16 protein-coding genes and 1 CRISPR repeat array are annotated in these 22007 nt (G+C 41.3%); of the genes, 6 read left to right on the forward strand and 10 right to left on the reverse strand.

Annotation, left to right across the window (positions count from 1 at the left end):
- Nucleotides 1–185 precede the first annotated feature (185 nt).
- The 3 genes from UYK_RS0118480 to btpA form a co-directional block, all read right to left on the reverse strand.
- Nucleotides 186–2387, reverse strand: a complete 2202-nt coding sequence (locus UYK_RS0118480; protein ID WP_016871913.1) for a CHASE2 domain-containing protein — start codon at nt 2385–2387, stop codon at nt 186–188.
- A gap of 160 nt (nt 2388–2547) precedes the next feature.
- Nucleotides 2548–3537: a vitamin K epoxide reductase family protein gene (locus UYK_RS0118485; protein ID WP_016871914.1), complete on the reverse strand. Its 990-nt coding sequence runs from the start codon at nt 3535–3537 to the stop codon at nt 2548–2550.
- Nucleotides 3538–3669: 132 nt separating this feature from the next.
- Nucleotides 3670–4518 (reverse strand): photosystem I biogenesis protein BtpA, encoded by an 849-nt coding sequence (gene btpA / locus UYK_RS0118490; RefSeq protein WP_026086509.1) that lies wholly within the window; start codon nt 4516–4518, stop codon nt 3670–3672.
- A 516-nt stretch (nt 4519–5034) separates the two neighbouring features.
- Between btpA and UYK_RS26310 the strand changes: the two genes are divergently transcribed.
- From UYK_RS26310 to UYK_RS0118505, 3 genes are all read left to right on the forward strand, one after another.
- Entirely contained in the window at nt 5035–5184 is a 150-nt protein-coding gene (locus tag UYK_RS26310) for a hypothetical protein (RefSeq protein ID WP_009453861.1), read from the forward strand.
- 300 nt (nt 5185–5484) lie between these two features.
- Complete coding sequence (gene rimO, locus UYK_RS0118500) at nt 5485–6804, forward strand: 30S ribosomal protein S12 methylthiotransferase RimO (protein WP_009453862.1); 1320 nt, start codon at nt 5485–5487, stop codon at nt 6802–6804.
- Between the two features lie 82 nt (nt 6805–6886).
- A complete protein-coding gene (locus UYK_RS0118505; RefSeq protein WP_009453863.1) occupies nt 6887–8437 on the forward strand; it encodes a DEAD/DEAH box helicase in 1551 nt (516 codons plus the stop codon).
- A 139-nt stretch (nt 8438–8576) separates the two neighbouring features.
- On the opposite strand, the gene UYK_RS0118510 is transcribed toward UYK_RS0118505, so the two are convergent.
- The 4 genes from UYK_RS0118510 to UYK_RS0118530 all read right to left on the reverse strand — a co-directional run bounded on the left by UYK_RS0118510 (nt 8577) and on the right by UYK_RS0118530 (nt 12332).
- Complete coding sequence (locus UYK_RS0118510; RefSeq protein ID WP_009453864.1) at nt 8577–8867, reverse strand: ABC transporter related protein; 291 nt, start codon at nt 8865–8867, stop codon at nt 8577–8579.
- A 681-nt stretch (nt 8868–9548) separates the two neighbouring features.
- The gene (locus UYK_RS0118520) at nt 9549–10439 is read right to left on the reverse strand and encodes a 6TM ABC transporter family protein (RefSeq protein WP_235182353.1); all 891 of its coding nucleotides are present in this window, start codon (nt 10437–10439) and stop codon (nt 9549–9551) included.
- An 88-nt stretch (nt 10440–10527) separates the two neighbouring features.
- On the reverse strand, nt 10528–11424 hold the full coding sequence (locus UYK_RS0118525; RefSeq protein WP_016871916.1) for a hypothetical protein: 897 nt from the start codon (nt 11422–11424) through the stop codon (nt 10528–10530).
- 164 nt (nt 11425–11588) lie between these two features.
- Complete coding sequence (locus tag UYK_RS0118530; RefSeq protein ID WP_083893693.1) at nt 11589–12332, reverse strand: TonB-dependent receptor plug domain-containing protein; 744 nt, start codon at nt 12330–12332, stop codon at nt 11589–11591.
- Between the two features lie 67 nt (nt 12333–12399).
- Here UYK_RS0118530 and UYK_RS0118535 point away from each other — a divergent pair, with 67 nt between their 5' ends.
- Together UYK_RS0118535 and UYK_RS0118540 are read left to right on the forward strand one after the other, a co-directional pair.
- The gene (locus UYK_RS0118535) at nt 12400–13836 is read left to right on the forward strand and encodes a BCD family MFS transporter (protein WP_026086511.1); all 1437 of its coding nucleotides are present in this window, start codon (nt 12400–12402) and stop codon (nt 13834–13836) included.
- 127 nt (nt 13837–13963) lie between these two features.
- Nucleotides 13964–14770, forward strand: a complete 807-nt coding sequence (locus tag UYK_RS0118540) for an inositol monophosphatase family protein (protein ID WP_009453873.1) — start codon at nt 13964–13966, stop codon at nt 14768–14770.
- A 287-nt stretch (nt 14771–15057) separates the two neighbouring features.
- Nucleotides 15058–18332: a CRISPR direct-repeat array (repeat unit 37 nt; unit sequence GTTGAAATCAACTAAAATCCCTATCAGGGATTGAAAC).
- 76 nt (nt 18333–18408) lie between these two features.
- Here UYK_RS0118540 and UYK_RS0118545 read toward each other — a convergent pair.
- Nucleotides 18409–19434 (reverse strand): ChaN family lipoprotein, encoded by a 1026-nt coding sequence (locus UYK_RS0118545; protein ID WP_009453880.1) that lies wholly within the window; start codon nt 19432–19434, stop codon nt 18409–18411.
- A 37-nt stretch (nt 19435–19471) separates the two neighbouring features.
- On the opposite strand from UYK_RS0118545, the gene UYK_RS0118550 reads away from it, so the two are divergent.
- Entirely contained in the window at nt 19472–20431 is a 960-nt protein-coding gene (locus tag UYK_RS0118550; RefSeq protein ID WP_009453881.1) for an MDR/zinc-dependent alcohol dehydrogenase-like family protein, read from the forward strand.
- Nucleotides 20432–20517: 86 nt separating this feature from the next.
- On the opposite strand, the gene UYK_RS0118555 is transcribed toward UYK_RS0118550, so the two are convergent.
- Together UYK_RS0118555 and chlG are read right to left on the reverse strand one after the other, a co-directional pair.
- Entirely contained in the window at nt 20518–20793 is a 276-nt protein-coding gene (locus UYK_RS0118555; RefSeq protein ID WP_009453882.1) for a hypothetical protein, read from the reverse strand.
- A gap of 156 nt (nt 20794–20949) precedes the next feature.
- Complete coding sequence (gene chlG, locus UYK_RS0118560) at nt 20950–21966, reverse strand: chlorophyll synthase ChlG (protein ID WP_026086513.1); 1017 nt, start codon at nt 21964–21966, stop codon at nt 20950–20952.
- Between the last annotated feature and the right edge of the window lie 41 nt (nt 21967–22007).

Below are 22007 nucleotides of genomic sequence, written 5' to 3' on the forward strand. Positions count from 1 at the left end.
CAAAAAATGGACTCACTGTAAAAATACTTATACCGCTGCAATAAAGCTAGGGTTGACAATAATATTCTTTTGCTACAGAGGTGGTTAGTGCATTGTGAAGCAACACCAAATTCATAGCGAAATTCCTGAACCAAACTCTGTGTCCCTTTGCGTTTAAAAACACTACAAATTAATGCAAACCACTACTAACTAAATTCATAACGATTTTTCCCCAAACGCTTAGCATGGTACATTGCAGCATCTGCTTGTTTAATCAAAGTTTCACAGTCGTTACTATTGAGAGGATAAACACTAATGCCGATACTGGCCGATATTTTTATCGTGTGTCCATCCAAGACAATTGGCTCAGTGATAGTTGCTAAAATTTTTTCAGCCACGATCGCAGCTACTTCTAGTTTGGGGATGGCTCGTAGAATTGCGGTAAACTCATCACCACCCAAGCGAGAAACGGTATCACTACCCCGTAAACAATTGCTGAGGCGCTGAGCAACAGTCATCAGCAAGCGATCGCCTATTTCATGTCCCAGGCTATCATTAACTTGCTTGAAGCCATCCAAATCAATAAACAGCAGTCCTAGTAACAATTTATTATTGCGCGCCCATTCCACAGATTCCTGTAGTTGTTCAGCAAATAATTTCCGATTAGGTAAACCAGTCAGAGGATCATGATACGCCAGATAACGTAAATGATCTTCTTGAAGTTTCAACTCACTGTTAGAACGAAATAACTCAGCAGCAGTGCGTTTGAGTTCATCTTCTAGAAGTTTACGTTCAGTTAGATCACGAATTACCCCAACCAAAAATAAATTACCTGCGCCATCTTTGTGGAGCGATCGCTTAGTGGAAATAAAGTGAGTTTTACCGCTAGCATCAGTAAATTCTTCTTCGTGTTCTTGGGGTTGCTGCGATCGAAACACTAATTCATCTTGCTGACGAAACAACTCAGCTTCTTTTTTAGAGAAAAAATCATACTCTGACTTTTCTAGCAATAAACTCTTAGGATAACCAACTAATTGACAATAAGCTTCATTTAAAACAATCCATTGGTGTTTTTCATTTTTGACAAAAATTGGATCGGGAATAGTATTAATAACTTGATGCAAGAACTCCTTAGATCGTTTTAACTCTTCTTGCATGTGGGCGATTTGTGACGTTATAACAATTGCTGAGATACTAAAGCTAAGTAAAGCAGGCATTATTGGTATCCACCAACCAAACAAAAAAGCAACATAACAACTACCAAGCAATACCAAGCAAAACAACAGGATACTCAAGATACTTCTGTTCAAGCGCCGTATTCGCCACCTCGTGGCTGCACCCACATAAGCCCAAACACAAATCCACAAACCTTCTACTACATCAGGCCAAACTTTAAGTAAAGGTCTTCCTTCTTGGGCAGCGCGGATGAATTCACTGATAAAATAGGCTTGCAGTTCCACACCTGCTACAGGCTTTGCTGCACCCATCAACCGACTAGAGTAGGGAATTAAAACTAAATCTTGAAGACTAAGTGCAGTCGAACCAATCAAGACAATGCGATCATGAATCCACTGGCGAGGTACTTGATCAGTTAGCACATCTTGCATGGAAACCCTACGAAATGCACAAATGTCGCGTAATGAATTTCTACAAGCTAATTTCGGAAAATTAGACAATATTTGATAGCCTTTATTATCAACCCCGACATAGCCACCATCATGGGGTTGAAAACGATGGAATACTGCCTTACCCAACTGTAAATTCTTGGGATTTTGTGCGGCTTTTTTGGCTCTAATACCTTCTGCCTGAAGATAAAGCTTTGCTAACTTTAAAGCAAAACTTTCGTGTGCTTGGTCTTCAAGATGCCAATACAATAAGCTACGACGTACTTTGCCATCAGCATCTAGCAGTAGATTATTAAAACCCACTCGTTTCAGTTTACTTAATTCTGGTGGTGGTGCAACACTATTATTTTGATTATTGGAAAGTAATTCAATTCCAATCAAGTTTGGTATTGATTTGTAAGTATTTAATAAATTTGTATGACCAGGCTCTACCTTTAAATCTCGATAAATATCTAAGCCGATAGCACGTGGCTGTTGGAGATGTAATTTTTGTAAAACTTCGGCAATCACACCATCGGGAACTGGCCAAGAACCAATCTTACGCAAAGAAGCTTCATCAATTGCGACAATAGTGATTGATTCTTCTGGTGCTTCGATGGGGCGTAGTTGAAAAAATTGATCCAAAGCTGCCCATTCTAAAGATTGCAATAATCCAAAAAAACGTAATAGTAAAATGCAGATGGCAACGCTAGAGGCTGTGAAAAATTCTCTTTTTCCTCGACACAAAAATTTTTTTAACAGGTAAATTAACCTCACGAAGCGTTTACCTTTCTGCTTATTCATGGGTTTGTGTCAATTTTTGCCTAAGTCTTGTAGACAATTAACTATAGCAATCCTAAATCATTTCTGAAAAACAAGAACCCCAACTTTTTGGAAAAGTTGGGGAACTGGACAATGTGATTTTTTACAACTCAAATAGAATTGCTACTGACAAAAGCACTTTTTACGATTGTTTTAAAACATACTTAAAATTACGTGGGCCTGCGTAATTACTAATGTTTGCTAGCTGCTCTAAATTCTGCACTCCTGCATAGATTTTACTATTGATAATCCAACTCGGATAGCTTTGAATTTTAGCTGCTCTACACTCATCTTTTAAACCATTGGGGTTATCAACAGGAGCGCAATCTATGTGATCAAGTTCTTTGTAAGCTTCTTTACCAAAAAGTAATTTTTGTTCATGACAGTGAGGACACCACCAGGCAATGTATTCTTTAGCACCTATTTGCTTTAAGTGACGTGCGAGGGCAATTTCTGCCTCGCCGGAGGTAGTGGTAACTTCCCAGCCAACACCTGGTTTGGGCTCTTGTAATGGTCTGAAACTGATGATTGCTGGTTGACCAGGATTTTCAACGATGGTGACTCCACTATTATTATTTGATGGAGAAGCATAAATAGCTAGAGTACCTACTAATGTCACCATACCGACAACAATGGCAGTAAAAAAGACTTGCCCGATTTCTTCCCAAGCACGACCCACAATAGTTAGGACTAACATACTTAAGGAAAAAATTGCTGAGGCTACACAGTAGATACAGAGTGCTTTAATCTTGAATACCAGCAGGTACATCAAGTAACCACTGAACACCGACATGGCGATCGCTCCGATCAACAGCAGTAGCCAAGTGAGATTTTCCAGCTTTTTTCGAGAATCCTTCTTGTTAACTGGGTCGACAGCCAACGGGGCTAGGGCAAAAACTGCCATGCTCACATAAGCTAAGAAACCGAACAAAGCCAGAGGCTGTCCGAAAACTGTGGCATAATCACTCTGTAGTACGATATCACAACTTTGGGTAGGACAAGCAGCGGAGCTTTGGCTAAATTTAACTATGGTCAGGTAAGCAGTAGTTAATGCACCTAAAATAGCGATCGCACCAATTAGCAAACGCGATCGACGATGAATCCAAGGAGTAGAAGAAAGGCGGCGTTTCATAAGCAGGTATGAGTAATTGGTGATAGGGGACTGGGGAGACAACAGGGACGACTTGGGAGACAAGGGGAGAATAAATACCAATTGCCCAATTCTCTATTCCCGATCCCTGATCCCCTCTTCCCAATCCCCAATTTAAGATTTTAGGCTCACAGAAGAAATAGATTTGCGATCGCCCCTGTTGTTCCAGCTGCGGTGTGCGGCTTCTACAAATTGACTAACACGAATAGGGTCAATTGTTTGTTCGCGACGACCGTGACGTTTTAAGGAACTAGAGACAATCACTCCATCTGCTGCTTGTAACAATGTCGCAACATTTTCCCAAGATGCCCCACTACCAACAAATACTGGTGTACCTGCTGCTGCTTGTGTAGCTAATTCTAAATCTTCTTGGTTAGGTGGACTGCCTGTAGCCCAACCAGATAAAATCACGGCGTCTGCCAAACCCCGCTCGATGGTATCTTGCACCGCTACAGTTAGATTTGGCGAACTCAATGGACGAGCGTGCTTAACTAAGACATCAGCGAAGATTTTGACATCACTACCCAATTCCCGGCGATAGCGCAGTAATTGATGGGCTTCTCCCTCAATTAAACCTTGATCCGTTGCCATGACGCCGGTGAGGACGTTCACACGGATAAATTGCGCCTTCACACAGCTAGCGATCGCCATTGCACTTTTGGCATCATTTCGTAAAACGTTGATGCCAATCGGTAGCGTCACCATATTCTGTATCCGCTGCACTACTACAGTCATGGCGCTGACAACTGCGGGGTCAACCTGGTTTTTAGTAAACGGTGCATCAAAAAAATTTTCTACAATGATACCGTTAACTCCGCCACTGGCTAGAGCTGTTGCTTCTTGTTCAGCACGGTCAATTACTGCTTTTAGGCTACCTCCCCAACGGGGCGAGGTAGGTAATGGTAGTAAATGAACTACACCAATAATCGGTGTGCGGGTTTTAAATAGCTGATATAAGTCCACGTCTTTAATCCGTAACACACAGTCCAGAGTCAATAGTCAATAGTCACTAGTCAATAGTCAATTGATTTTAGATTTTGGATTTTGGATTTGTCCTGACCATAAAGGCTAGGCATAAACCGAAATCATCTGGCTATTGTGGATTTATCCCACTCAAGAGCTTACAGATTCTGGATTGTTAATTTTTGTTTCGTCCCATTTGGCTTGCAGTTGGAACGTATACTAAAAAAATTTAATCCAAAATTTACGATCCATAATCCAAAATTGCCAGTCAATATCCTGTAGACTGAGAATTCTGGACTGTTGACTTAGGACTTTAGACTGTTGACTTTTGACTAACTTTTCCAACTTTTTTTAAGTTGATCGGTTTTCCGCCTCCCCCTTAAGATGGAAATTAACGTAAAACCTTCCATAAGATATGTTAAGATAAAAACTGTTTACAAGAGGAGTTTGCAACTCACAAGACGCACAAGACGCCAAGCGGCTTTCCGTAAGGTAGCTGTTTGAGGCAGAACAGCTATGTATTCTGTTGCAGTTGCGGGTAAAACCCGTGCTGAATTGGTATCATTACCGCTGTCAAGGCGTAATTTAGTGCGTGTTTTCCTAGATGGTAGCGACTTCTCACCACACATCCCACAGGGGAAAGTGGCTCCTTTTAGGGTAGAGTAGATTCACAACGCACGCGCTGCGGTAATGTAAAATACCAAAAGCAATTTGCACAAAAAATTAAAAGTGTCTATTTTACCCAACGACTATTTGTTTTTCCCTTGGAAACACAGAATAGTTAAGAAAATCATAGCATGATCTCTGTGCAATTCATTGGGATCAGGAGATTCGGTGTGGGTGCGTTTGAATTTTGTCATGCAGGCATGATGCGAACGGGTTTAGCTCTTGAGCAAGTGTCTGAAAAACATTAGTTAAGATTTAACTTTTGGAATGCAAAAAAACTGAAAACTTTATTTTTATAGTATGGGTGAAAAACCAACCATTGCAATATCTCATCTGGGTTGTGAAAAAAATCGAATTGATACAGAACATATGTTAGGGCTGCTAGTAGAAGCAGGCTATGGCGTAGATTCTAATGAAGAGTTAGCAGATTACGTTATCGTTAATACTTGTAGTTTTATCGAAGCAGCTCGGGAAGAATCTGTCAGGACTCTAGTAGAACTGGCAGAGGCGAATAAAAAAATCGTCATTACAGGTTGTATGGCGCAGCATTTCCAAGAGCAGTTATTGGAAGAGTTGCCCGAAGCAGTAGCGGTAGTAGGTACAGGCGATTATCACAAAATCGTTGATGTGATTGCACGAGTAGAACAGGGCGATCGCGTCAAAGAAATTAGCCCCGAACCAACTTACATCGCCGATGAAACCACACCCCGCTATCGCACTACAACCGAAGGTGTGGCATATGTAAGAATTGCAGAAGGATGTGATTATCGCTGTGCGTTTTGTATCATTCCGCAGCTGCGAGGAAACCAGCGATCGCGTACTATAGAATCAATAGTCGCGGAAGCTGAACAATTAGTAAGTCAAGGGGTACAGGAAATCATTTTGATTTCCCAAATCACCACAAATTACGGTATAGATATCTACGGGAAGCCTAAATTAGCCGAATTGCTTCGTGCTTTGGGGAAAGTAGACGTGCCGTGGATTCGGATGCACTATGCTTATCCGACGGGACTGACTCCAGATGTGATTACGGCAATTCGTGAAACACCCAATGTCTTACCTTATCTGGATTTGCCCCTGCAACATTCCCATCCCGAAATTCTCCGCGCCATGAACCGTCCTTGGCAAGGACAAGTCAACGATGGAATTATCGAACGCATCAAGGAAGCACTACCACAGGCGATACTGCGGACAACATTTATTGTCGGATTTCCTGGCGAAGATGATGAACATTTTCAGCATTTATTTCAATTCATCCAACGCCATGAATTTGACCATGTAGGTGTTTTCACCTTCTCTCCAGAGGAAGGAACACCAGCCTACAACCTACCCAATCAATTACCGCAAGCAATCAAAGATGAACGGCGGGACATATTGATGGAACTGCAACAGCCAATTTCTCTACGTAAAAATCAGCAAGAAATTGGCAGAGTCGTTGATGTTTTGATTGAACAAGAAAATCCCTCAACAGGAGAATTAATCGGTCGTTCGGCGAGATTTGCTCCGGAAGTAGATGGTCAAGTTTACGTTCGTGGGCAAGCAAGATTGGGAACTATCGTACCAGTAGCCATCAAAGAAGCTGATACGTACGACTTGTACGGAGTAGTCGGTGGTTGGTAGTTGATCGTTGATCGAAACAACCAACAAACAACAACCAACAAACAACAACCAACAAATAACTAAATACAAATTAGGAGAGTTAATGACACTTTCTTTTCAAGAACTAGGTATCTCACCAGAACGGATTGAGCAAATTGAAAAAATTGGTTTTACCACACCAACCAACATTCAAGCCCAAGCGATTCCCCAACTTTTAGCGGGTCGCGATGTTGTTGGTCAATCTCAAACAGGTACAGGTAAAACAGCTGCTTTCTCTCTGCCAATTCTAGAGCGGCTGGATGTAAGTCAAAAAGTAGTACAAGCACTGGTATTGACCCCAACTCGAGAGTTAGCAATTCAAGTTCAAGATGCTATCAGTGAGTTTCTGGGTAACGAAGGCTTGCGCGTCATGGCGATTTATGGCGGTCAATCTATAGATCGCCAAATTTTACAACTCAAGCGCGGTGTTCACATGGTCGTGGGTACACCAGGGCGAGTCATAGACTTGCTAGAACGGGGTAGCCTGAAGCTGGATCATGTGAAATGGTTTGTTTTAGATGAAGCTGACGAAATGCTGAGCATGGGCTTTATCGATGACGTGGAAAAAATTCTTTCCCAAGCACCCCAAGAACGGCAGACAGCTTTATTCTCCGCCACAATGCCGCCATCTATCCGCCAGCTGGTGAATAAGTTCCTCAACGATCCAGTCACAGTCGCCGTTGAACAACCAAAAGCTGCTCCCAACAAAATTAATCAGGTAGCTTATCTCGTACCACGCCATTGGTCAAAAGTCAAAGCCTTGCAGCCCATCTTGGAAATGGAAGATCCAGAATCGGCTTTGATCTTTGTTCGCACCAGACGCACCGCTGCTGAACTCACCAATCAATTGCAAGCTGCGGGTCACAGTGTTGATGAATACCACGGTGATTTATCCCAACAAGCACGGGAACGTTTGTTGACCCGATTCCGTAATCGTCAAGTGCGCTGGGTAGTAGCTACGGATATTGCAGCCCGGGGCTTGGATGTTGACCAACTATCCCACGTGATCAACTTTGATTTACCAGACAGTGTGGAAACCTATGTCCACCGCATCGGTCGTACTGGTCGCGCTGGTAAAGAAGGTACAGCCATCACCTTAGTGCAGCCCTTTGAACGACGCAAGCAGCAGTTGTTTGAGCGCCATGTACGTCAAAGTTGGCAATTACTCTCGATTCCCACAAGGGCACAAATTGAAGCTAAGCAGCTGCAAAAATTACAAACCCAGGTGCAAGAAGCTTTGGTGGGTGAACGCATGGCTTCATTTTTGTCCATCGTTAGTCAGCTGAGTGAACAATATGATGCTCATGCGATCGCCGCAGCTGCATTACAAATAGCCTACGACCAAACCCGTCCTGCTTGGTTGCTCTCAGAAGCCGACTATCCTGAAGAAGACCTCCGACCCACTCCCAAACCCAAATTACGGGGTGGCGGTCGCCGTGACTCCCATCGCGAGTCTAGTGGTGAAAACCGTCGCCGTTCCTCTTGGGTGCCATCAGAAGCAGGTGCAGAAGGAGACAAACGCAGCTCCTCCAAGCCCAAACTGCGCACAGGACGACGGGATACTCCGGTGCCAAAAAAAGTAAGTTCTCATCCAGCTAGAGAGTCCGCTTCCTAGTCATCATTGCTCATCGGTCATTAGTAAAGAGCTCTTGACAATTGACACTTGGCAATGGGCTCTTGACTATCAAACGGAGTAGGATAGCTTCTAAAGTTACAGTATTGCAGTCTGTGAAAACTCTTTGTTGGTGTACTTCTTATGGTTGCACATCTAGGTGGGATTTTTGGGGAAACTGCATTGTATGTAGATAAGCGTATCTACCGCCTTTAGCAAGTAACTCGCTATGAGTACCTACTTCTTGAATAGAACCTTTTTCCAAAACTACAATGAGATCAGCGTTCTCGATAGTTGAGAATCGACTCTCAACTACCAAGCAAGTGAGATTTTTCAGTAGTTCCTTGAGTGCCTTTTGAATGAGGTGTTCTGATTCTGTATCTAGAGCAGAAGTTGCTTCATCGAGTATAAGAAATCGGGGATTTTTGATCAAAACTCTAGCGATCGCTAGTCTTTATCTCTGTCCTCCTGAAAGCTTCACCCCGCGTTCACCGATCATGGTGCTATAACCCTGGGGGAGGTTAATAATAAATTCATGAGCGTTGGCAATGTTCCTGACATAGTCCCAGCCAGGGTAGTAAATCAAATCTTTTTGTAGGAATAACAACATCAATAACATAGCGAGTAATTTGGGGAATAATTACCTGTAAAAAAGCAAGAAAAAAGATTGTGCTAAAACCTGCTAAAAGTGGTATTTTATGCCGCCATAGATAATGCAAAAAACGCTGATAAAGTTGGATAGCAGAAGCATTAATCTGAAAATCATAGGAGTTACTTTGAGCAATTTGGCAAATAGGCGTTGCAGAGAAAGCGGGATGATTTTATTTTCTCTTTTAATTGAAAAAGTCAATTCTTGGCATTCTTGGCATCTTGGCGGTTCATTATTCATCCCCATTTTATGCAACGCCGGCAAATAAAGTTCGCTTGCACAGATCTTTGCGCTCCTATTTTGTCAAAACTCGATAAATCTTGTTTCTAATTAACATTGAGCTTTTCGTTTGGGTTTATTATCATAGTTGTTTTTCCACTAAATCACAAATCCTGTCAATGATAAAAATTCCGAAAATAGTACCAAAAAACTGATGAGCGATCGCAATCTGGCATTGTATAATTTTTATGTTTCCTCTTCAACATAAACAGATGGACGTAACACCCGGATTAAAGCAGGATAAGCTTCTCTAACTTTGTTGTATACTTTGACAATATCTCCCAAAGGTTTAGAAAGTAAATTTAAATTCCCCCAGAATAACACTAAATCTCCAGCTTGAACCTCTTTTGGTACTACTCCTATATGAAAAACAGAGGAAAGTAAAACTAGTACCAATAAACCAAACCAAGTGATCAAATCTATTAAAATTTCTGTTCCCGATTTAAACACCTCCAATTGAATCGTATGGCGGAAAAATAACTCTTGATGCTCAATTAATTCCAATTTTTTAGCTTCTGTAGTTGAAGCAGCAATATTTTCTTGAGCAGTCAACATTTTTAAACTAGCTTTTTGAATGAATTGACCAAAAATCAATCCAATTAAAATTGGTGGAATTACTGCAATTAATAAAGCTGGTAACCATTTTGGTGCTAAGGTTAGTTGCCAAATGACAACTGAAATAGTCTGAGAGATGATTTTCCAAGAATCTTTATGGATAATATCTAATCCTGGTTTCGCACGATTGCAGTGATAGAGAATATGGGAAATATCTTCCGCATCTCGCTCTTGATTTCGCCTTTGCAAATATGTTCTTTGTAAACAAATAATCAACCGAGCTTCATAAATTTTATCTATTAGTTTGTCTCCGAATTTAATTAAGCCCAGCCCAAACAATAAACCTCCAAATACTAAAATATAATTGACTAATGATGCATTGATGTCAGTACCACCTTGCTTGAGATCGTCTACAACTTTTTTACCCATCCATGACAAACTCGGTTCTAAAGCTGCAACAATAATAGTAGATACAACTGCGGCTGCTAACCAATGGGGATAGGTAAGCAAAATCCGCAGCATATCAAGCACCAAGGATGGTACCGGATTTTTTGTTATTAACTTTTTCATGTCCGAGAATATATAGATTTGTAGTGCTTAAATTTGAATGCTAAATTGAATTAGCATCAGGCAATAAATTTCCATCAATTTGTAGAGTAATAACTTCTAAAACATAACCATGAGCAGTTTTTCTACCTACTCCTTCCGCCTTAATTTGACTACCTGTTTTAGCTACTTTATTTAAGCTTTTTGCTAAAGGTTTAGCAAAGTGGACTTGAGTTCCAGATGTTAAAATAGCGCTGCGAATTTCCCCTTTATCATTGACTAACCAATGTCGGACAGGTTCATTAATTCTAAAATTGATAAAATCATTAGGTTTTGGTATTTTTGCTTTTTTTTGTTTAGGCTGCTTTGCAACAAAAGCTTTAGTTGCATTGTTCATAATTGTGCGTGCTTCTATTTGTTGTCCATAAACACTGGAATTACCTAACTTCCCAACTACATCTACAGCATCTCCTGGTTTTATAGCATTTACTACTTGCTGACTCATGTGAGGCGGTACTTTGATTTGTTTCCCATTACTGAGCAAAAGTCCATCTACTAAACCTTCTTTATTCATTAAGTAACGTTCCACATTTCCACTAACTTTACTATCATTTTCATTTGGTAAAATTGCTACAGGAGATTTCAGACTACTATTACTAGCAGATAATTGTTTATATGCCCATCCACCTACTATTAAAGTTATAAATGTTGCTGCTACTCCCAGCACAGCCAGTTTAAATCTATTGGTTTTCTTGTTAATTTGAATCTCTTGATTTTTTTGCTTGGCTTTAATTAGCTCAACAGCTTGCTGAATAAACTCGGCCGGAATTTGTGCTTCTTCTCCAATCATGATTAGTTCTTGTAGAGAATACTCTTGTTGTTTTTGAGCGTATAATTCAGCAGCTAGCTGAAAAACTTCTGGAGCTATTTCTCTACTGATGCGATGTTGTGGTTCATTCATATTTCAACCCTGAAAAATGCTTGACGCAGATTAGCAATTCTGTATAATTTTTCCCGATATCAAAAAAGCAGGAAAATGAAACAAAGATGTTGTTTTTTGTACTGATGACTTAAGTCTTCATTAGGAGCTGAAAGTTATATGCCATTGGTAAGTCCTAATTAATATTATTCCCCACTAATTTTATCTTTTACTTCGGAACCAAGGAAAGAGATATTACCAAATAGGGTTAAGTTTGGTAACCCTAGAAAAGGCGTGCGTGTTTGCAGGTCAAGCCGCAAACCATAAACTTTGCCATTTCCAACATTTCTGGGTGATTGTTCATAGCGATTATTTTCAGGGTTAAGGTTTATTTCATTTTCAATTTTGTCATCTATCCAGCGATAGAAAGCATTAAGACCGAAAGCCCCGGTATGATTTCCCCAGGACTGTTCAATTCCTGCTTCAACGCCAATAGAAGTCTCTGGCTTTAATTTTGGATTACCAATCACATCAGGTTGTGTTAAAGTACCATTTTTCGTTTCACGGAAAGGGACAAGGTCATCAAATTTGGGACGACGAACTGTTCGTGCAGCACTTAGGCGAAAAACAGTTGTTGGGAACATTTGATATTTGTAGTGTAGGGATGGATTCAACGTTGTACCCGATTGCTCAACAGTACTGCTATCACCTGCAGTAGCTTTGTGATCTACTGTTTCTATTCGCAATCCAGCTGTGAGGGTATGTTGATCACTAAGACGAATTTCATCTTGAACAAAGATATTGAATTGATTTTCCTCGATCCTATAAACATCTTTGGGGGCTGTTTTCTCAACAGCAGCCAATATCTGAGGAGCTATTTGTTGTTCTGTAGTAATTTTCTTTTTCTCGCGATCGCGTAAGCTCCCTTCCGTACCTACCGTAAAACTTATTTTGGGGAAGAAATGGGTTTATCTTAGTTAGTGTGAAGTAATTTTGCTGTTTTGATTGGGAGTGGTTATGGCAACTAGTAATGTGTCACCCAATTCTGAATCAAAGGAGTCAGGAAAATCCGCATCCATTCCCAAAGTGAAACTATGGACAATGTTTCGACTAGGCCTGTTTCAGATGGCATTGGGTATCATGTCGATTTTGACTCTGGGAGTGCTAAATCGAGTCATGATTGAGGAATTGCAAGTACCAGCACTAATTGTCGCTGGGGCGATCGCAATGCATCAGTTTGTGGCTCCGATTAGAGTGTGGTTTGGGCAAATGTCAGATACTAAGCCTTTGCTTGGCTATCACCGCAGTGGCTATGTTTGGGTTGGCGCAGCTTTATTTGCGATCGTCTCATTTTTCGCTGTGCAGGTAGTTTGGCAATTGGGCTTCAGTTTGCAGTCTGGTTGGACAAGTCAATCTTCCGGTTGGGCGGCACTTTTAGCTTTGATTTTTGCTCTTTATGGAGTTGCCATTAGTGCTAGTTCCACACCTTTTGCAGCGTTGTTAGTTGATGTTTCTGATGAAGACAACCGCTCAAAATTGGTGGGGGTTGTGTGGTCGATGCTGATGGTGGGTATTATCATTGGGGCAATCATTAGCAGTGGTTTGCTCAGACAAATTGCCTTAAATGCACCCCTAGAGGTCATCCAAACTCAAGTTAACCGCCTGTTTTTGATCGTTCCGGGTATTGCTTTCGCACTTTGTTTGCTATCAACAGTCGGTGTGGAAAAGAAGTATTCTCGCTATACCATGCGTTCCACAGCGATTAACCGTGAAGATAAGATTACTCTTGGTATGGCAATGCAGGTGTTAACTGCTAGCCGCCAAACAGCAATATTTTTCACTTTTTTGCTGTTGATGACACTCAGTTTGTTTATGCAGGATGCGGTGTTGGAACCCTACGGCGGCGAAGTCTTTAAAATGACTATTGCCGAAACCACAAAACTCAATGCCTTTTTCGGTACAGGGACGCTCATTGGCTTGAGTTTGACAGGCTTTTTGATTGCTCCACGTTTGGGTAAGAAAAATACAACCAAGCTCGGATGTGTGGCTGTGGCAGTTTGCTTAATCATCATTGTCCTAGCAGGGACTACAGCTAATGCCAAATTCCTGCAATGGAGTTTGACCTTGTTTGGTTTTGCATCTGGTGTCACTACTACTGGAGCCTTAAGTTTAATGCTGGATTTAACTGCTGCCGAAACTGCTGGTACATTCATTGGTGCTTGGGGATTAGCGCAAGCAATGGCAAGAGCCTTAGCTACGGTTTCTGGTGGCGCAGTGCTAAACTTAGGTAAATCTTTCTTGACAACGCCATTGTTTGCCTATGGGTTGGTGTTTACCATACAAGCCGTAGTTATATTGCTGGCGCTGGGATTATTAGCTAAGGTGAATGTCACAGAATTTCAACGCAATGCTAAACAGGCGATCGCATCAATATTGGAAAGCGAGTTAGATTAATCTTAATTTGTTGGTTGTTGCTGGTTGATTGCTGGTAGTTGATAGTTGGTAGTTGATAGTTGATTGTTACAACACCCAAACAACAAACAACCAACAACAAACAACTAACAACAAATTTATTTATCAAATGACTGAATTTTGGACTACAGTTTTAGAATTTGCCCAAATTACTACCGCCAGGGTAGGTAAGCAATTAATGGATGATTTTGGGCAAGTACAAGCTTCCCATAAAGCTGATGGTTCTCTAGTCACCCGTGCTGATAAATGGGCTGACCAAGAATTGCGAAATGCGATCGCCTCTACATTTCCTGATTATGGAATTTTGACTGAAGAGGGTGACAAGGTTTTTCCTGGTACAGAATGGTGTTGGGTTGTTGATCCGTTGGATGGCACTACTAACTTTACGCGTGGTATTCCCATTTGGTCAATTTCACTAGGGTTGCTGTATAAGGGCACACCTATTTTCGGATATGTTTACGTGCCTCCACTGAAAGAATCATTCCACGGCTTCTGGGAAGGTTCATCGGGTCTAGGAGCTTCCACGGGGGCTTTTCGCAATTATCACCCGATTCATACTAGTGAAGAAGAGCCGAGTCAGCATCACTTTTTTAACCTCTGTTCCCGTAGTACCTCGGTAATCAAACAAGATTTTCCTTGTAAAATTAGGATGTTGGGGGTTGCCAGCTATAACTTCCTGACAGTCGCCACAGGAGCAGTATTAGGTGGTGTGGAAGCAACGCCAAAAGTCTGGGATCTAGCCGCTGCTTGGGTAATAGTTAAGGCTGCGGGAGGAAGTTGGATCTCACTCAACTCAGAACCTTTTGCTTTATCTGCTGGTGTTGATTATAGCGATCGCTCTTTCCCCACTTTGGTTGTCAGTCGTCCAGAATTGGTGTCTACATTTAAGCCATATTTGGAAAATTTAAAGATTTGAACTTTGGCGTTCTCCAAGTTGCTTGGTTGACTTTATGGTGCAGATGGGTAGGTGTAGAAATCAGTTAGCCCATAAAAAGTACCTTAATCCCTGTAACAGCAATAGTTTCATCGATTAAGTAGCGAAAATAGGTCTGCACCAATAGCAAAACGCTTACTATACAAAGCTTTCAGGCTGAAATTTTGAGAGGCTCTCTTGTCACCTAATGGCTGAAATGATATTATGATGACAGGTTTGCACCACTGTACCTTGAAAACTAAATACTGTAAGGGTTTAAGTTTGTAGCGGTTGAAATCAACTAAAATCCCTATCAGGGATTGAAACAGCTAGTAATTGTCAGCAACCTTTACAGGGCAGCGTTGAAATCAACTAAAATCCCTATCAGGGATTGAAACTCTTTTCTCCCTTCTACTCCTGAACCTTTTCGCGTTGAAATCAACTAAAATCCCTATCAGGGATTGAAACCTTTGTGTATGAGTGCGCGCCCAGAAAAGATGGGTTGAAATCAACTAAAATCCCTATCAGGGATTGAAACAACAAACCGGAAGAGAGATTGAGTGCTTGACGCGTTGAAATCAACTAAAATCCCTATCAGGGATTGAAACAAAAAGCGACAAATTCTCCGCCACATCCGTAGCGAGTTGAAATCAACTAAAATCCCTATCAGGGATTGAAACTGTGACAAAGTGGGAAGTCTCGCCATCTCATGAAGGTTGAAATCAACTAAAATCCCTATCAGGGATTGAAACGACTTTTTGACTACCGAAATCCTTTCTGTAGAGTTGAAATCAACTAAAATCCCTATCAGGGATTGAAACGGGGATAAATGACGAAGGAAAAACAAAAGCAAACTGTTGAAATCAACTAAAATCCCTATCAGGGATTGAAACCATCCTTTTTTCTCAGTACCCCATCATAGGATTTTCGTTGAAATCAACTAAAATCCCTATCAGGGATTGAAACGCGACTAATTACAATGCTTCTCCGAGGTGCTTTGTTGAAATCAACTAAAATCCCTATCAGGGATTGAAACAATGAATCAAAAAAGAGTAGAAAAGCTGAGCCGAGTTGAAATCAACTAAAATCCCTATCAGGGATTGAAACAGCTGCTAAGTTCATAACATGTCTCCTTTTTTCTTGTTGAAATCAACTAAAATCCCTATCAGGGATTGAAACTATTCCCTATGTAATCTTTATCCGCTGTAAACCCTGTTGAAATCAACTAAAATCCCTATCAGGGATTGAAACGGCTCTCTATCCCGGGAGATGCTTTGGATCGCCTTGAGTTGAAATCAACTAAAATCCCTATCAGGGATTGAAACCTTTCCTCTGCCTTTCTCACCTGATGGCGAACGTTGAAATCAACTAAAATCCCTATCAGGGATTGAAACTGGGGGAAGGCTACTTTATCAGCCTTCCACTCATCCACAAGTTGAAATCAACTAAAATCCCTATCAGGGATTGAAACCCCAAACAATATTCCCGCCTGCAATTGCGAATCAGTTGAAATCAACTAAAATCCCTATCAGGGATTGAAACTTTGATCGTAGTAGTAGAAAGCCCACACTGTCCGTTGAAATCAACTAAAATCCCTATCAGGGATTGAAACTTGAGGGAGAGGAATTGGTGGATACATATTGCTCAGTTGAAATCAACTAAAATCCCTATCAGGGATTGAAACGCGGCAAGTTTCAATCTTCTTTTGGATTTACACTTAGTTGAAATCAACTAAAATCCCTATCAGGGATTGAAACGGGAATCTTGAATTATTCCTTTGCTCCGCAACCACGCTTCCGTTGAAATCAACTAAAATCCCTATCAGGGATTGAAACACATTTGCTAACAAATACACTTACACTCACGAAGTGAGGGTTGAAATCAACTAAAATCCCTATCAGGGATTGAAACCTTGGGGAAACCCAAAAGCAATGCCATCATCTCTGTTGAAATCAACTAAAATCCCTATCAGGGATTGAAACTCCTGTAACCCAAAATAAGTGTCATTTTTAATATAAGTTGAAATCAACTAAAATCCCTATCAGGGATTGAAACCTGGTGACTGGTGATGCTGCAACTGCTTTGCAGCAGTTGAAATCAACTAAAATCCCTATCAGGGATTGAAACCTGTTCAATCTCCGGTGGCAAAGATAGTCTCGTGTTGAAATCAACTAAAATCCCTATCAGGGATTGAAACCTGGAATACGCTCAGCACTTGAGTGCTAAACTCTGGTTGAAATCAACTAAAATCCCTATCAGGGATTGAAACATTTACCCTCCATCTTGGGAAGGCATCCTGGAAATGTTGAAATCAACTAAAATCCCTATCAGGGATTGAAACCTCCGGGAGTGCGGAGAATGTATCTTCGTCATCGAGGTTGAAATCAACTAAAATCCCTATCAGGGATTGAAACTGAACAGTTAGCTGTTCTGGGTAAGATGTTTGTGTTGAAATCAACTAAAATCCCTATCAGGGATTGAAACCACTCTCTGAATTCTTTTAGCTTTCAATATATCGTTGAAATCAACTAAAATCCCTATCAGGGATTGAAACGCAGATATTCAAATGGCTTGCTGTAGGGATTAAGGTTGAAATCAACTAAAATCCCTATCAGGGATTGAAACGTACCAAATATCGATTTCTTTAAAAGAGAAAAAAGTTGAAATCAACTAAAATCCCTATCAGGGATTGAAACGCCAGTAACCCCATAAATTTGATACACAACCTTAGGTTGAAATCAACTAAAATCCCTATCAGGGATTGAAACATCAACGAAATGATGGGCTTCTAACGACGCCCACAGTTGAAATCAACTAAAATCCCTATCAGGGATTGAAACCCAATTAACGACGCTGCCATAGCTTCTCTTCTCATGTTGAAATCAACTAAAATCCCTATCAGGGATTGAAACGAGACAAACGACGCACGCAAAGAAGAGATTGAGAAGTTGAAATCAACTAAAATCCCTATCAGGGATTGAAACGCATATTTTCCCAGCGACAATGAGCGCTCCTGATCGCGGTTGAAATCAACTAAAATCCCTATCAGGGATTGAAACAGTATTTCAGTATCGGCAACGTTCAAATGGCATGGAGTTGAAATCAACTAAAATCCCTATCAGGGATTGAAACGACTCGTAAAGCCGCTGTGTATCGATAGGTGTGAGTTGAAATCAACTAAAATCCCTATCAGGGATTGAAACACGAGCATTGTGGAGCGTCTTAACTGCTTGGGGTAGTTGAAATCAACTAAAATCCCTATCAGGGATTGAAACCTTTGACGCTGCCTGATTTCAAAAGCTACTCCAGGGTTGAAATCAACTAAAATCCCTATCAGGGATTGAAACGCTGTTGCAAAGGTGCGATCGCGCTATTAATCATGTTGAAATCAACTAAAATCCCTATCAGGGATTGAAACATGGGGGCGATCGCATGGCTTTTATCAGTCGCCGTTGAAATCAACTAAAATCCCTATCAGGGATTGAAACGCTTGGCGCAAGTGCTTTGACAGGTGCTTTAATCGGTGGAGTTGAAATCAACTAAAATCCCTATCAGGGATTGAAAGTGGTGAGATTTACGTATAGCACTTTAAAATTAGGAGACTAAAAAAACCAAACTTATACGCAAAACCTTACTTAAATCTATAATTTAAAAATAAAATCAGCGATCGCCACCTCATCTTTACCTGTTATAGCTTCTTGGGGAGGACTCAGTAAAACAGATCGCTGCATTAATTTCTGACTTTCAAGACGACGTTCAACCCGGCTAGGAATTCCGTAACCGTAAACAATATGTCCTTGTCCAGCCAATACTGCGACTTGATAATCTGGATTAGCTTTGACAAACTTTGCAATTCCTTCTGCCATTGTTTCATCCCATAACACTTGCGCCAAAAAAAAGCGTTCAGCACCAGAACTATTACCGTGTCCAGCATTTTGATGCTGTTGAAAAGCTTGTAGTGATAACTGTTGATACTTTTGGTTATCAGTACGAATTTCTGAAAAAGGCGGAATAAATTTCCTTTCGGATGCAGTGAGACTTTCTAGACCTTGACGTGCAACTTTGCGTGTAATTTCTGTCGGAGTGTTTAAAGCTAAAACGGGTAGTTGTTTCTCTTTGGCAAACTGGAGAATTGGGGCATAATCTTTCCAGGGGAAACCCCAGCGTTTTTCGTACTCGCTTTTCTCTAATAGTTCTTGTTCAGTCAGTTTACCTGCTAGATATTGATCAACAACACCTTGATAGGGACGCTGAAACATCTCCATCGCAACAGCAATTTTAGGATGATGCTGCTGAAGTTCCTGAATAATTTGCAGTTGATTTTGATGATCCACAGAACTATCGTGAGTTTCCCCCAGATACACCACATTTGCTTCTGCTAGTTCTGTCAACATCTGTTGACGACTGTAAATAAAATTCTCTGGTTTGCCACAACTTTTATCCCAATCTGGAAAGATTGTATCTACATTGCTAGGCGGTGCAGCCATGACTAACTTGGGAGGACAGGAACTTTTGACTGTTGCAGCGCAAGCAGGTAAAGTCGAGAGTAAAAAGTAAAAAGTCAAAGTTAAAAGGTAAAAGAATAGTTTTTTGCTTGGGAAGCTTTGCTGTTCATTTGCTAGGATTCTTGCGTATGCCAGTAACTTACTTTGAGTAAATAGTGTCATTTTCTTTACACAATGCCCGATAGGTTCAGCTATTAATATGAAAGGACTGTGGCTGGAAAACAAGCAACTGCAATTGCGTACCGATATTCCCATCCCCGAACCGCCACCAGGGGAAGCATTAGTACGGGTTTTATGTGCCGGTATTTGTAACACTGATTTGGAACTAACCAGAGGCTATTACCCCTACACTGGCATTTTAGGTCATGAATTTGTCGGTGTTGTAGAACAAGGCCCAGAAAACTTAGTCAATCGCCGTGTTGTCGGTGAAATTAACGCTGTATGCGGTAAATGTCGCTTTTGTCGTAGCGGGAATTCAACTCATTGCGAAAACCGGACTGTGCTGGGTATTGTTAACCGCAATGGTGCTTTTGCTGACTATCTGTGTTTACCTGTAGAAAATCTACATCTTGTACCAGAGAGTGTTCCTACAGCAATCGCAACATTCACTGAACCTGTAGCTGCGGCATTGCAGATTCAGCAGCAGATAGCATTGCACCCCAATGACAAAGTGTTAGTCGTTGGGGATGGTAAGCTAGGGCAATTAGTAGCCCAAACTTTGGCTTTGACTGGTTGTGATCTCTTGGTGGTGGGACGCCATCGTGATAAGCTAGTCAATTTAGAAGCACGAGGCATCAAAACAGGCTTCGCGGATGCGGTGACAGACAGGACTTTTGATATTTCCGTAGAGTGTACAGGCAATGCTGAAGGATTTGCGATCGCTCGCCGTGCTTTATGTCCCCGTGGTACACTGGTACTCAAAAGTACCTATGCTGGTAATCTCAGTCTAGACGCTTCTACTTTGGTAGTCGATGAAATTACTCTGATTGGTTCGCGTTGCGGTCCGTTTGCACCCGCACTCGAACTACTTGCACAAGAGAAAGTGGACGTACAACCCCTCATTCAAGCTTTTTACCCACTTTCAGAAGCAATAGCAGCTTTTAGATATGCTCAAACAAAAGGTGTGTTAAAGGTGCTATTGGAAATGGAGAATTGGTAGTGGGAGATGGGGAGATGGGGAAGTATGAGGAGTATGAGGAGTAGTAAATAACCACCAACAACCAACCACCAACCACCAACCACCAACTAATAAAACATAGAATTCGTTTTTGGTTGGTAATCTATGCATTGGATCGCTTCTTCGGTGTTAGCAATGGAAGGGTGGACTGTGCATTTGAGACGATGATCATCGGTGAAATACTGACAACCAGCGCAGGGAATTTGGTGCATTTTTTGGGCTGTTTTGACACCATCGCGGGTTGCAGCCCACAAACTCCAAACCACCATAGTAACCAATACCCAGGCGCTGATAAAACAAATCGGCACAAGAAGCTTTTGAATTGTAAAAAAAAGAAAATGCATTATTTGCGACACGGCGATGATTGCGAAAATCTACAAAAAATGTGAGTGAGAAAGGAGAAGTTATAGTTATATTAACTCCTCATTCCTCACTCATGACTTCTGACTAAAGAGATATCAGTGATTTAGTTTTTTTAAATGATAACTGATCACTGTTCACTAGATGCCAGCATGACCAATTGCTAAACCAGCCACAAGCATTCCCAAAACTAGGAAAGGTTGAGCGCTGGCTTGATATTTGACATCATTAGTTAAAGGGTCACGCAGAAAATACATATCTTGGAATGTAATTTGCGGGATGATGAGTAATGCCAGAATAGCGGCATACAAATTTTCATGGATGTAAACTAAATAAGCAGCGATCGCAGCTTGAAAGACATCGATCATAATCACACAAATCCAAGCAGCTGTTGTAACACCAAACATTACAGGCAGTGATTTTAATCCGAGTTTGCGATCGCCTTCGACACTCTTGAAGTCATTGATGATACCAATGCCCAAGCCAGCCAAACTATAAATCAGGGTGAGGACAACTATTTTCCAGTTGAGTTCCCCGAATAAAGCGTGACCAGTACACCAGGGGAAAGTAATATAACTGGCACCCAAAGCATAGCTACCCAACCAACCGTTTTGCTTCAACTTCAAGGGCGGGGCAGAATAGATGTAGCCGACAAATGAACCGATGATCGCGATCGTTGTAATTGTGGGAAATTCATTACCAGCCCATTTATCAAGGGCAAAGGCAACTGCTATACCAGCAATGAGTAATACCCATATTTGCGTAATTACCTGGGGTATGGAAATTGCTCCAGAGGGAATTGGGCGGTAGGGTTCGTTGATGGCATCAATTTCGCGATCATAGTAATCGTTCAGGATTTGCACGTAACCAGCCATCAATGGCCCTGATAGCACCATACAAACTGCTGCCTTCAGGACATTTTCTAGCGTCCAAGTGAATTCACCAGAAGAAGCCGCACCGCAGATTACACCCCACATTAAAGGAATCCAGGTAATTGGCTTCATCAGTTGCAGGCGGATTTTCCAAATCGAACTTTCTCCAGGCGCTGCACCTTTCATACCCAAAAGTTGCCTGGTCTTAGCACTGCGGTCAACAGTACCATTTGCTTGGTCTGTGGATGTATTGGAATCAGGGGTAATGGGAGTTGAATCAGACATAGGCTGTACTTGTAAATTGGTAATTGGTAATTGGTAATTGG

It is taken from the genome of Fischerella thermalis PCC 7521, from assembly GCF_000317225.1.
GTDB lineage: Bacteria > Cyanobacteriota > Cyanobacteriia > Cyanobacteriales > Nostocaceae > Fischerella > Fischerella thermalis.